Raw genomic sequence first — 13,209 nt, 5'->3', positions numbered from 1 at the left:
AGTTGGGACCTTGTCCCTGTGAGAGTAGGACGTCGCCAAGCAAGATAAAAACACAAGTCTTTTGACTTGTGTTTTTTTGTTTTTAAACAGTACATGAAAGAAGTAAAGGGAATACATAAGTAATACAAACACGTTGCCCAAGAATAAATCATATTATATAAAAAATTGATGTATATTTTCCGGAAATTTGTTAAGGAATAGAGGTATATAATATGTTTATTTAAAAAGGGAGGAAAGATTATGAAATTACCAAGTGAAATTTGCATCGTTTGTGAGACAAAAAGTGGGGAAGGAATATATGTATATAATAATTTAATATGTTACGAGTGCGAAAGAAATCTGGTGAATACTGAGACAACTGACCCGAAGTATATACATTATTTAAAACAACTGCGAAAATTAGAAGTATCATATTTTTAAATAGGCATTATGCCTATTATTTTTTTTGCCCTAATATCTGTATAATAGATACAGAATGAATAATAAGGAAGATATATATATGAATCAAAATCGTATGCCTTTATATGAGGCGCTAATGGAATTTAAAGAAAGGCGACTACTATCTTTTCATGTTCCGGGTCATAAGAATGGTTTAAACTTCCCTCAGAAAGCTTCAGGGGGGTTTAAGGACATATTATCAATTGATGTAACAGAGTTAACAGGATTAGATGATTTACATAGCCCGTTTGAATGTATAGATGAAGCACAGCAATTATTAGCTGAAGTATATGGCGTGCACAAAAGTTATTTTTTAATTAATGGTTCAACAGTTGGAAATTTAGCAATGATTTTGTCTTGCTGCGGCGAACACGATATTGTCCTCGTACAAAGAAATTGTCATAAATCGATCATTAATGGTTTGAAATTAGCAGGGGCTAATCCGGTCTTTTTAAATCCATGGATTGATGAAGTACATAACGTACCAGTAGGTGTTCATGATGAAATTATTAAGGAGGCAATTACAAAGTATCCAAATGCAAAAGCACTTATTTTAACACATCCTAATTACTATGGTATGGGAATTGATTTAGAGGCAAGTATCGCTTACGCACATGCACATAAAATTCCTGTTCTAGTAGATGAAGCCCATGGGGCGCATTTTTGTATAGGGGACCCCTTCCCGAAGTCAGCATTAGTTTATGGTGCGGATATTGTGGTTCATTCCGCACATAAAACATTACCTGCGATGACAATGGGATCTTATTTACATATAAATAGCCGTTTGGTGAGCGAAGAAAAAGTTTCCTCCTATTTAAGTATGCTACAATCTAGTAGCCCATCGTATCCAATTATGGCTTCTCTTGATATAGCACGTTTTGCAATAGCAGTTATAAAGGAAGAAGGTCATGATGAAATCGTTGAGTTTTTACGCCGATTTAAAGAAGGATTGCGATCTATCCCACAAATAGCTATTTTACAATATCCATCGCAAGATGAATTAAAAGTTACGGTGCAAACTCGCTGTCAGTTATCGGGGTATGAATTACAGTCTGTATTTGAAAAAGTCGGTATATATACGGAAATGGCAGATCCATATAACGTCCTATTTATATTACCGTTACAAGTAAATGAGGGGTATATGAAAGCTATAGAGATCATTCGATTAGCTATGCAGCAATATAAGGTAAAAGACAAGACAGCATCAATTCGTTATACTTATAAAGGGGAGATTTCCCCTTTACCGTATACGTATAAACAATTAGAGAGATATGAAACGAAGTTAGTATCTATAGAAGAAGCCGTTGGTATGATAGCTGCAGAAATGGTGATTCCGTATCCACCTGGAATTCCATTGATCATGTATGGAGAGAGAATTACTCAAGAACATACAAAGCAAATTACTCATTTAGAGAAAACAGGGGCTCGTTTTCAAGGTAGTACGAAATATATGAACGTGTATGATATAGAAAGTAGGTTTTAGGATGAAGGGATTATTTGTAACAATTGAAGGGCCAGAAGGTTCGGGTAAAACAACATTAATTAAAAGTTTATTACCATATTTTGAGCAAAAGGAACAAAAGGTAATGGCGACCAGAGAACCAGGTGGTATTGCAATTTCTGAAGATATTAGAACAATTTTACATAAAAAAGAGTATACGATGATGGAAGCACGTACAGAGGCACTTCTTTATGCTGCTGCACGTAGACAACATTTAGTGGAAAAAGTTATGCCAGCACTTGAGGAAAACTATCTTGTACTATGTGATCGTTTTATAGATAGTTCTTTAGCATATCAAGGATATGCAAGAGGCTTAGGTATGGATAAAGTATTTGAAATTAATCGTTTCGCAACGGAAGATTGTATGCCTAGTTTAACAATCTATTTAGATATTGAGCCAGAGGTAGGTTTAGCACGAATTGGAAAAGATGCAGGACGTGAAGTAAATCGACTAGATATGGAAGATATCTCTTTCCATAAACGTGTGCGTGAAGGGTATTTACAAGTTGTAGAGCGTTTCTCTAATCGCATTGTATTAGTAAATGCTGATCAACCAATGAAAAAACTTATAGAAGAAGTTGTTCAGATTATAGAAGATAAATTGTTATAATAGAAGGAAAGAATGAAATAAGTGAGGTATGCAGTATGATAAATACGTGGGAGCAGCTTTCTGCTATACAGCCCATCGGTGTCAAAATGTTGATGAATAGCATTGCAAAAGAGCGTATATCCCACGCTTACTTGTTAGAGGGAGGGAAAGGAACTGGGAAGTTCGCCACAGCAATTCAAATGGCAAAAAGTTTTCTCTGTTCACAAAGAAATGGTGTAGAGCCTTGTCATGTATGTACGAATTGTCGCCGAATTGATTCAGGTAACTACCCAAACTTACATATTGTAAAACCAGATGGATTATCTATTAAAAAACAGCAAATTCATGATTTACAAGAAGAGTTTTCAAAAACAGGATTAGAAGCAAATAAAAAAGTATATATTATTGAGCATGCAGATCGTATGACAGCAAATGCAGCGAATACGCTCTTAAAGTTTTTAGAAGAACCAAGTAGTGATACAACAGCTATTTTACTTACTGAACAAAGTCATCAGATTTTAAATACAATCTTATCTCGTTGTCAAGTTGTTACGTTTAGGCCGTTGCCTACAGAATCTTTAATTAAGAGGTTAGAGGAAGAAGGTATTACAGTCTCTTTATCTACACTTGCTGCGCAGCTTACAAATAGTTTTGAAGAAGCTTTATTAATGTGTAATGATGAATGGTTTGCACAAGCGAGAGCTTTAGTGATAAAATTATGTGAAGCGCTCGAAAAAGATAAGGCCTCTATTTTTTTTGTACAAGAAAAATGGGGGAAGCACTTTGGAGAGAAAGAACAATTACAGCAAGGCTTAGATATGTTACTCCTTATTTATAAGGATTTATTATATGTTCAACTTGGAGAAGAAGATCGTCTTGTTTTTCATGAGCAGAAAGAGATGTTTGAATCCTTTTCTTATGCTCAGAAGCGCATTGTATCAGCTCTCTTTAATATATTAGAGGCAAAAAATAGAATCAACGCTAATGTAAATGCGCAGCTTGTGTTCGAACAGTTAGTGTTGCGGTTGCAGGAGGGATGACCGTTTTGTATGATGTAGTAGGTGTTCGCTTTAAGAAGGCCGGAAAGGTATATTACTTTGATCCAAATCAGTTCGATATCTCAGAAAATGAGTTTGTAATTGTAGAAACGGTAAGAGGTATTGAGTACGGAAAAGTAGTTATTACCAAAAAGCAAGTTGATGAAAATGACGTTGTATTACCGCTAAAAAAAGTTATTCGTATTGCAAATGAAAATGATCGTACCATTGTTGAAGAGAATAGGCATGCTGCGAAAGAAGCATATCAAGTTTGTCAACAAAAGGTAGGAGAACATAATCTTGATATGAAGCTTGTAGATGTAGAGTATACGTTCGATCGTAATAAGATTATTTTTTACTTTACTGCGGATGGTCGGATTGATTTCCGGGAACTAGTGAAAGACTTAGCGGCAATTTTTAGGACAAGAATTGAGCTGAGACAGATCGGCGTTCGTGACGAAGCAAAAATGCTTGGTGGTATTGGTCCATGTGGTCGTATGCTTTGTTGTTCTACTTTTTTAGGAGATTTTGAACCTGTATCCATTAAAATGGCAAAAGATCAAAATTTATCATTAAATCCTGCAAAAATCTCTGGTTTATGTGGTCGCTTAATGTGTTGCTTAAAATATGAGAATGATGAATATGAGGCAGCAAAGGAACAACTTCCTGATTTAGATCAACGTATACAAACACCGCACGGTACTGGCCGTGTTATCGGATTAAATATTTTAGAAAGATTAATTCAAGTGGAACTAGTAGACAAGGAACGGATAGTAGAATATACGTTAGATGAATTAATGAATAAAGGGGTCGTTTCGAGTCAAACCACAGATTAATGAGGTGGGTGCTTGTGGAGAAAAAGGATATTTTTGCATCGGTTTCTAGTATGGAAGAGCAAATTGGACATTTATACAAACAGTTGGGAGAATTAAAACAACATCTTGCAGAATTATTGGAAGAAAACCAACATATAAAAATGGAAAATGAAAATTTGCGACATCGTTTTGAAGAAGTGCAGAACAAGGAAAAACAAAAAACTCAAAAACGCAAAGAAATGAAGGCGAAGACAGATATTGGTGAAGGCTACGATAATCTAGCGAGACTATATCAAGAAGGTTTTCATATTTGCAATCTACATTATGGAAGTGTACGTAAAGAGGGAGATTGTTTATTCTGTCTGTCATTTTTAAATAAAAAGTGAGATTACCTTTCCAATATAATTGGAAAGGTAATTTTTTATACATGAGAGTAGAATGAAATTTATTTTTACATTAATAGAAGATGAAATAGGGTAGGTTAAGTGTAAGAAAGGGAGCAATATATGAATTTATATGAAGATGAGCGTTTAGATTACTTATTAGCGCAAGATATGAAGATTGTACAAAGTCCATCAGTATTTAATTTTTCTTTGGATGCTGTTTTACTTGCAGATTTTGCTTGGGTGCCAATTCAAAAAGGTAATTTACTTGATTTGTGTACAGGTAATGCAGTTATCCCTCTTTTATTAAGTACAAGGACAAAAGGGAAAATTACAGGTGTAGAAATTCAAGAGCGCTTATATGATATGGGAATAAGAAGTGTTCAATACAATAATTTAGCAGAAAGAATTCATTTAATCCATGGAGATTTGAAAGATATGCCGGAGAAACTTGGACGTCATCAATATGATGTTGTAACATGTAATCCTCCTTATTTTCAAACACCACAAACTTCTGAGAAGAATATGAATGAACATTTAGCGATAGCTCGTCATGAAATTATGTGCACACTAGAAGATGTTGTATACGCAAGTAGTCAGCTAGTGAAACAGGGTGGGAAAGTAGCATTTGTACATCGTCCAGGTCGTTTGCTCGACATCGTCACATTAATGCGTAAATACAAAATTGAACCGAAACGTGTGCGATTTGTTTATCCTAAGGCTGGTAAAGAAGCGAATACATTGTTAATTGAAGGAATTAAGGATGGGAATGCAGATTTAAAAATCTTACCACCTCTTTTTGTATATGAAGAAAACAATGAATATACAAAGGAGCTTCGTTCAATTTTATATGGAGAAGAATAAGCATTGTTTTTATGTGGTGGAGTGTTCTGATGGAAGTTATTATGCTGGATACACGAATCATATAGAAAAACGGATTCAGACCCATAATAGTGGAAAAGGTGCTAGATATACACGCGCTAGACTTCCAGTTGTTTTAAAATATGTAGAGGATCACGAGGATAAACGAACGGCTATGCAAGCTGAGTATCACTTTAAGCAGTTAACGAGGAAAAAAAAAGAAGAATACATGCAAAAAGGAGAACGCTATGTGGCAGCAAAAAAGCTTTCAGCAAAATGAAAAGGGAGTTTTATATTTAGTACCGACTCCAATCGGAAATTTAGAGGATATGACATTTCGTGCAATCCGAATTTTAAAAGAGGCAGACATTATTGCAGCGGAAGATACAAGGCAAACGAAGAAACTTTGTAATTACTTTGAAATTGAAACACCAGTTATGAGTTATCATGAGCATAATAAAGGAGTAAGTGGACGGAAAATTTTAGATAAGTTAGAAGAAGGTAAGACTGTAGCCATTGTGAGCGATGCTGGTATGCCATGTATTTCAGATCCTGGTTATGATATCGTTGTAGAGGCTGTAGCAGAACAATATCATGTTATCCCGCTTCCTGGGGCAAATGCAGCCCTTACAGCATTGATTGCATCAGGACTTGAGACAAAACATTTTTATTTCTATGGTTTCCTGCAAAGAAATAAAAAGGGACGTAAGCTTGAATTAGAAAAACTACGCTATATTCCAACTACAATGATGTTTTATGAGGCGCCACATCGTTTAGATGATACTTTAATCTCTATGCAAGAAGTATTAGGAAATAGGGAAATCGTATTATGTCGTGAGCTAACGAAAAAATTTGAAGAGTTTATTCGTGGAACAATTGAAGAAGCGATTGAGTGGACGAAGCAAAATGAAGTTCGTGGTGAGTTTTGTATTTTAGTAGCAGGTTCAACAGAAGAACCTACTCCAGAAGAACAATGGTGGGAAGCTATTTCAGTATATAATCATATTGAACATTATATAAATGAAAAAGGCATGAATTCAAAAGAAGCGATAAAAATAGTCGCTAAAGACCGAGATTTGTCGAAACGCGACGTATATCAAATCTATCATGTGGATAAAAAATAAGCTTCTCATAATTGAGAAGCTTATTTTGCTGTTTCGATATAATCTTGAAGTTCGTTTAAGACTTGTTCAGCGCCTTCTTTACTTAAGATAATTTTACCTTCAGCTAAAGATAGGTTACCATCAGATACTTCACCAGTTACTTGGCAAGTCATGTTTGGTTTATATTTCTTTAAGATGATTTTTTCATCATCAACGTAGATTTCAAGAGCATCCTTTTCTGCAATACCTAAAGTACGGCGTAATTCGATTGGAATTACTACACGACCTAATTCATCAACTTTACGAACGATACCAGTAGATTTCATAATTCTTTTCCTCCTAAATAAATAGTTTATAAGTTTCGAGTCTATTTTTTTGATTCGTCATTTTTCGACAAAATACCCTATGGACATATGATACCAATCATTTACATTTCCGTCAATTATTAAATTCTATATTTTTAAAAAAGATTTATAGATTTTTATACTTCTTATATATGATAGAATGTAAGTCATTTCTACAATTGTTTTGTATTATTTTTTGTAATGTTTATACTTTTGGGGAAATATATTGTATATTTTTTTGAATATGAGTAATAGATGATAAAGATATCGAGCATTAACTCGTTTTTATCCCGCTATTTGTGAGCAGTAAGACTCCCACTTCAAAATTTAGCCGGAGCAAAGAAGTTAAGTGGGTGTCGGGCTGCTCGTAAAAGCCCGATTGGTGTGGGCTAATAATCCATGGGGGATGAACCCTCTCCACGGATTAAAGTTTCACTTTATATATGAGTTTTTGATATACTGTTTATAAATACATATGAGGTTATTCGGGAGGTCCAAAACGATGAAAGAGGAAAATAAGTCCTTTTATATTACTACCCCAATTTATTATCCAAGTGGAAAGTTACACATTGGACATGCTTATACGACAGTAGCAGGAGATGCGATGGCACGATATAAGCGTATGCAAGGATACAATGTTCATTATTTAACAGGAACTGATGAGCATGGACAGAAGATCCAAAAGAAAGCAGAAGAACTAAATGTTACACCACAGGCATATGTGGATAACATTGTATCAGGGATTAAAGAACTTTGGGAGAAGATGGATATCTCTTATGATGATTTTATTCGTACAACTGAAGATCGTCATAAAGATGTTGTTGAGAAAATCTTCAAGCAGCTAGTAGATCAAGGCGATATTTATCTTGATGAATATGAAGGTTGGTATTCTGTACAAGATGAAACATTCTATACAGCGCATCAATTAGTAGATCCAATTATGGAAGGTGACAAAGTAGTTGGTGGAAAAAGCCCAGATAGTGGTCACGCTGTAGAACTTGTTCGCGAAGAGTCTTATTTCTTTAGAATGGGTAAATATGTAGACCGACTATTAAAGTTCTATGAAGATAACCCACATTTCATTCAGCCGGAGTCCCGTAAAAATGAAATGATTAATAACTTCATTAAACCAGGATTAGAAGATTTAGCTGTTTCTCGTACTTCATTTGACTGGGGAGTTCGTGTTCCAGGTAACCCAAAACACGTTATTTACGTATGGGTAGATGCGTTGTCTAATTACATTACTGCATTAGGATATGGAACAGAAAATGAAGAGAAGTATAAAAAATTCTGGCCAGCAGATGTCCATTTAGTTGGGAAAGAAATCGTTCGTTTCCACACAATTTATTGGCCAATTATTTTAATGGCTTTAGATTTACCACTTCCGAAGAAAGTCTTTGCTCATGGCTGGATTTTAATGAAGGATGGAAAAATGAGTAAGTCAAAAGGAAACGTAGTAGATCCAGTTACACTAATTGATCGTTACGGATTAGATGCATTGCGTTACTACTTACTTCGCGAAGTTCCATTTGGATCTGATGGAGTATTCACACCAGAAGGATTTGTTGAACGAATCAACTTTGATTTAGCGAATGATTTAGGTAACTTATTAAATCGTACAGTAGCTATGATTGATAAATACTTTAACGGGGAAATCCCTGCATTTAAAGCAAATGTAACTGAGTTCGATGAAACGTTAGTGACATTTGCCAAAGATACATTGAAAAAAGTAGAAGAGGCAATGGAGAGTATGGAATTCTCTGTAGCGCTAAGTTCCATTTGGCAATTAGTTAGCCGTACGAACAAATATATTGATGAAACGCAACCGTGGGTATTAGCGAAGGATGAGAATGATCGCGAAAAACTTGCGTCTGTAATGGCCCACTTAGCTGAGATACTTCGTCAAACAGGTATTATGCTTATGCCATTCCTAACAGTAGCACCAAGTAAGATGTTTGCTCAACTTGGACTTACTGAAGAGGCGCATAAATCTTGGGAAAGCCTATCTACAATTGGATGTATTCCAGCTGGAACAAAAGTAGAAAAAGGAAACCCAATCTTCCCTCGTTTGGAAATGGAAGTAGAAGTGGGGTATATTAAAGAACAAATGCAAGGTTCTGCTCCTAAAGTAGAAGAGAAAAAAGCAGAAGAACCAAAGGCAGAAGAAATTACAATTGATGATTTCTTTAAAGTAGAATTACGAGTAGCTGAAGTAATATCCGCTGAACCTGTGAAAAAAGCAGATAAGTTGTTAAAAATTCAGCTTGATTTAGGTACAGAGAAGCGCCAAGTGGTTTCTGGGATTGCTAAATTCTATTCCCCAGAAGAACTAAAAGGTAAAAAGGTTATTTGTGTAACGAATTTAAAACCTGTAAAATTACGTGGTGAATTATCACAAGGTATGATTTTAGCAGGTGAAGAGAATGGCGTATTGTCATTAGCATCAATTGACCAGAATTTACCAAGTGGTACAAAAATCAAGTAATTGAGACAAGAAAAGAGATGTTTCACGTGTAACATTGGTGAAGCGTCTTTTTTCTTTTTACATTCCGTTTTTTGCATTAAAATTGAAGTATTGTTATCGTTAAGTTAGAAAGAGTGTAGTTTTTCTATGAGAGAATTGATTTCAATATAAAAGGAGTTATTTATTATGTTGTTTGATACACATTCACATTTAAATGCAGAGCAATTTGAAGAAGATTTACAAGAAGTTATCGCGAGAATGAAAGAAGCGGGAGTTACATATACAGTTGTTGTTGGATTTGATGAAGTAACGATAAAGAAAGCAATTGAATTAGCAGAGGCTTATGATTTTATTTACGCTGCAGTTGGATGGCATCCTGTTGATGCAATCGATATGAAAGAAGAACATTTAGCTTGGTTAGAAGAATTAGCGGCTCATCCTAAAGTAGTTGCAATTGGGGAAATGGGATTAGATTATCACTGGGATAAGTCTCCAAAAGAAATACAGAAGGAAGTATTCCGTAAACAAATTGCATTAGCGAAAAAGGTGAAATTACCGATTATTATACATAACCGCGATGCAACTCAAGATATTGTTGATATCCTAGAGGAAGAGAATGCAGCTGAAGTAGGGGGCATTATGCATTGCTTTAGCGGTAGTGTAGAAGTAGCACAGCGATGTGTCGATATGAACTTTTTAATTTCATTAGGTGGGCCAGTAACATTTAAAAATGCCAAGAAACCGAAAGAAGTTGCTATGGAGATTCCGTTAGAAAAATTATTGATAGAGACAGATTGCCCGTATTTAACACCACACCCATTTCGAGGGAAACGAAATGAACCTAGTTATGTAAAACTGGTAGCAGAAGAAATTGCGAATTTAAAAGGAATTTCTTATGACGAAGTAGCACAAGTAACAACAAAGAATGCCAAATCCTTATTTGGTGTTGAATAAAAAAGAATGGGGAGTCCCATTCTTTTTTTGTTTTTTGAGAAGAGAGATAGTAGAAGTGATAAGAACCCACTATTTACTCATAACATAAGTGTAGAAATATTGCGGATAAATTAAGATGGAGATAGAAGTGTTACAATAAGGATAGTGAACAAAGATTTTTCTCTTCTACTTTTTAAAATGTACGATTGGGAAAATAATAATGGAAAAGTCGTCATTTTTTTGTTTTACTAAGTAGAGATGAAAAGAGTGTGGAGGCAAGCATGAAAATTAAAGAGATTATCGTTGTAGAAGGTAAAGATGATACAGTTGCGATTAAACGTGCTGTTGATGCGGATACAATCGAAACGAACGGTTCAGCAATCGGTGATCACGTTATTGAGCAAGTTAAATTAGCGCAGCAAAAACGAGGCGTTATTATTTTTACAGATCCGGATTATCCTGGAGAGCGTATTCGAAAAATTATTTCTGACAAGGTTCCTGGATGTAAGCATGCTTTTTTAACGAAGGAAGAAGCACTTGCTAAAAGGAAAAAAGGTGTTGGAATCGAACATGCTTCTAATGAGTCGATTCGCCGTGCTTTAGAGAATATACATGAAGAAATGGAAGCTTACACAAGTGAAATTAGTTGGAGTGATCTAGTCGATGCGGGCTTAGTGGGCGGAGAAATGGCAAAGAGTCGCAGAGAAAGAGTGGGTAAGCTATTAAAGATTGGTTATACAAACGCAAAACAGTTACATAAACGTTTACAAATGTTTCAGGTTTCAAAGGAATCATTTGCAGAAGCTTATAAGCAAGTAATACAGGAGGAAAAAAAATGAAGGATATCGCAACACCAAATCGTACGAAAGACATTGTTGAAAAGTATGGATTTTCATTCAAAAAAAGTTTAGGACAAAATTTTTTAATTGATACGAATGTATTAAATCGTATCGTTGATCACGCAGAAATCGGTTCAGAAAGTGGCGCAATTGAAATTGGACCAGGTATTGGTGCGTTAACAGAGCAATTGGCGAAGCGTGCTAAAAAAGTAGTGGCTTTTGAAATTGATCAGAGATTATTACCAATTTTAGACGAGACGTTAGCTCCATATAGCAACGTTACAGTTATAAATAAAGATGTACTAAAAGCAGATGTACATGAAGTGTTTAGTGAACAATTTGAAGAAGGACAAGATGTAATGGTAGTAGCTAATTTACCATACTATATTACAACGCCAATTTTATTTAAATTGCTTGAAGAAAAATTACCGGTTCGTGGATTTGTTGTTATGATGCAAAAAGAAGTTGGGGATCGTTTAGCTGCTAAACCAGGAACGAAAGAGTATGGTTCTTTATCAATTGCCATTCAGTATTATACAGAGGTAGAAACAGTTATGACTGTACCACGTACAGTGTTTGTGCCACAACCAAATGTTGATTCTGCGATTATCCGTCTTCTAAAGCGTCCTAAACCAGTTGTAGAAGTGACAGATGAAACTTTCTTCTTTGAAGTAGTACGAGCAAGTTTCGCACAGCGTCGTAAAACTTTAATGAATAATTTATCAAATAATTTAAATGGTTTCCCGAAAGATAAAGAGCTGTTGGATCGAATTTTGACAGAAGTAGGAATTGATCCGAAGCGAAGAGGCGAAACGCTATCTATCGAAGAGTTTGCAACATTAAGTAATGCATTAATTCTTCATAAATTGTCATAAGAATATGAAAGGGACAGTTCAACTTGAGCTGTCCCTTTTGTCACCTTTCCTTTCCTAAATTCATACTTTAAAAACAGGTAAGATGGCCTAACGAGTTTGGAGTTTGGAGGTAGGAGAATGGATTTACATGTTGGAGAATTAGTTGAACGATATTCTCATAATAGGGATATTCTTTTTCGTATTATAGAAATAAAAGGCGATATGGCAATATTATTTGGAGAGGAAATTAGACTTGTGGCGGATGCACCACTTGCAGATTTAGTTAGTATAGATCAACGAGAACATAAAAATAGAGTGAAGCGTGAAAAAGAAACGATGGAGCGTACTTACCGGTTGTTTCAGCAAGATTACGTGTTGATGAAACAAAGACATGAACATAATTCAACTGGTGGATATACAAGTGAAGTGAATTATTTTCAAATGCCAGGACGTGTATTGCATATAGATGGAGATCCTTTATATTTGCGCAAGTGCTTAGATTTATATAATAAAATAGGCGTTCCTGTTCAAGGTATTCATTGTAAGGAAACGGAGATGCATGAAAAGGTAGTAGACTTAATAGATCATTTTCGCCCAGACATTTTAGTTATTACAGGACATGATGCATATACAAAGTCAAAAGGAGTTATGGGAGATTTAGCAGCATATAGACATTCTAAACATTTTGTACAGGCCGTTCGAGAAGTGCGGAAAAAGTATCCATCGTTAGATCAACTCGTTATTTTTGCTGGGGCTTGTCAATCACACTTTGAGGCGTTGATTCGGGCAGGTGCTAATTTTGCTAGTTCACCGTCTAGAATTAATATTCATGCTCTAGATCCTGTATATGTAGTTGGCAAAATTAGTTTCACTTCATTTATGGAAAGAGTAAATGTATGGGACGTTGTGCGTAATACAATTACTGGCGAAAAGGGACTAGGCGGAATTGAAACAAGAGGGATTTTACGAACAGGATTGCCCTTTCAACATTATGACGAATGAGCAAGGTACATACGTATCTTGCTTTTTTATGTGGAAATGATTTAAA

General features: G+C 35.2%; 15 protein-coding genes. 14 read left to right on the top strand and 1 reads right to left on the bottom strand.

All coding sequences use genetic code 11. The features are described from left to right. Positions 1 to 240: 240 nt before the first annotated feature. The 9 genes from SB773_RS26715 to rsmI all read left to right on the top strand — a co-directional run bounded on the left by SB773_RS26715 (position 241) and on the right by rsmI (position 6,748). Complete coding sequence (locus tag SB773_RS26715) at positions 241 to 420, top strand: sigma factor G inhibitor Gin (RefSeq protein WP_060750762.1); 180 nt, start codon at positions 241 to 243, stop codon at positions 418 to 420. A 79-nt stretch (positions 421 to 499) separates the two neighbouring features. Continuing rightward, entirely contained in the window at positions 500 to 1,921 is a 1,422-nt protein-coding gene (locus tag SB773_RS26710; RefSeq protein WP_002130200.1) for an aminotransferase class I/II-fold pyridoxal phosphate-dependent enzyme, read from the top strand. A 1-nt stretch (position 1,922) separates the two neighbouring features. Then, positions 1,923 to 2,549, top strand: coding sequence for a dTMP kinase (gene tmk, locus SB773_RS26705; RefSeq protein WP_002130202.1), 627 nt, complete (start codon positions 1,923 to 1,925; stop codon positions 2,547 to 2,549). A gap of 35 nt (positions 2,550 to 2,584) precedes the next feature. Next, complete coding sequence (gene holB, locus SB773_RS26700) at positions 2,585 to 3,568, top strand: DNA polymerase III subunit delta' (RefSeq protein WP_002009636.1); 984 nt, start codon at positions 2,585 to 2,587, stop codon at positions 3,566 to 3,568. Positions 3,569 to 3,573: 5 nt separating this feature from the next. Then, positions 3,574 to 4,401, top strand: a complete 828-nt coding sequence (locus SB773_RS26695; protein ID WP_002009637.1) for a PSP1 domain-containing protein — start codon at positions 3,574 to 3,576, stop codon at positions 4,399 to 4,401. A 14-nt stretch (positions 4,402 to 4,415) separates the two neighbouring features. Next, positions 4,416 to 4,766: a DNA replication initiation control protein YabA gene (gene yabA, locus SB773_RS26690; RefSeq protein ID WP_002009639.1), complete on the top strand. Its 351-nt coding sequence runs from the start codon at positions 4,416 to 4,418 to the stop codon at positions 4,764 to 4,766. A gap of 120 nt (positions 4,767 to 4,886) precedes the next feature. Further along, a complete protein-coding gene (locus tag SB773_RS26685; protein ID WP_002029328.1) occupies positions 4,887 to 5,627 on the top strand; it encodes a tRNA1(Val) (adenine(37)-N6)-methyltransferase in 741 nt (246 codons plus the stop codon). Next, entirely contained in the window at positions 5,614 to 5,904 is a 291-nt protein-coding gene (locus SB773_RS26680; protein WP_002130207.1) for a GIY-YIG nuclease family protein, read from the top strand. The genes SB773_RS26685 and SB773_RS26680 overlap by 14 nt, the downstream gene beginning before the upstream one ends. Further along, a complete protein-coding gene (gene rsmI / locus SB773_RS26675) occupies positions 5,873 to 6,748 on the top strand; it encodes a 16S rRNA (cytidine(1402)-2'-O)-methyltransferase (RefSeq protein ID WP_002130208.1) in 876 nt (291 codons plus the stop codon). Before SB773_RS26680 ends, rsmI begins: the two co-directional genes overlap by 32 nt. 20 nt (positions 6,749 to 6,768) lie before the next feature. Here rsmI and abrB read toward each other — a convergent pair whose 3' ends face one another. Next, the gene (gene abrB / locus SB773_RS26670) at positions 6,769 to 7,053 is read right to left on the bottom strand and encodes a transition state genes transcriptional regulator AbrB (protein WP_000843037.1); all 285 of its coding nucleotides are present in this window, start codon (positions 7,051 to 7,053) and stop codon (positions 6,769 to 6,771) included. Between the two features lie 520 nt (positions 7,054 to 7,573). On the opposite strand from abrB, the gene metG reads away from it, so the two are divergent. The 5 genes from metG to yabG all read left to right on the top strand — a co-directional run bounded on the left by metG (position 7,574) and on the right by yabG (position 13,163). Beyond that, on the top strand, positions 7,574 to 9,556 hold the full coding sequence (gene metG, locus SB773_RS26665) for a methionine--tRNA ligase (protein WP_410593174.1): 1,983 nt from the start codon (positions 7,574 to 7,576) through the stop codon (positions 9,554 to 9,556). Positions 9,557 to 9,721: 165 nt separating this feature from the next. Then, positions 9,722 to 10,489, top strand: coding sequence for a TatD family hydrolase (locus tag SB773_RS26660; RefSeq protein WP_002009645.1), 768 nt, complete (start codon positions 9,722 to 9,724; stop codon positions 10,487 to 10,489). Between the two features lie 260 nt (positions 10,490 to 10,749). Further along, positions 10,750 to 11,307, top strand: coding sequence for a ribonuclease M5 (rnmV, locus tag SB773_RS26655; protein ID WP_002029323.1), 558 nt, complete (start codon positions 10,750 to 10,752; stop codon positions 11,305 to 11,307). Continuing rightward, on the top strand, positions 11,304 to 12,182 hold the full coding sequence (gene rsmA / locus SB773_RS26650) for a 16S rRNA (adenine(1518)-N(6)/adenine(1519)-N(6))-dimethyltransferase RsmA (RefSeq protein ID WP_002091590.1): 879 nt from the start codon (positions 11,304 to 11,306) through the stop codon (positions 12,180 to 12,182). The genes rnmV and rsmA overlap by 4 nt, the downstream gene beginning before the upstream one ends. A gap of 117 nt (positions 12,183 to 12,299) precedes the next feature. After that, entirely contained in the window at positions 12,300 to 13,163 is an 864-nt protein-coding gene (gene yabG / locus SB773_RS26645) for a sporulation peptidase YabG (RefSeq protein ID WP_410593170.1), read from the top strand. Positions 13,164 to 13,209: the final 46 nt, after the last annotated feature.

Source organism: Bacillus sp. SIMBA_074 (genome assembly GCF_046534555.1).
GTDB lineage: Bacteria > Bacillota > Bacilli > Bacillales > Bacillaceae_G > Bacillus_A > Bacillus_A mycoides.
The sequence above is the reverse complement of the archived record's forward strand: the minus strand, read 5'-3'. Positions and strand labels throughout refer to the sequence as shown.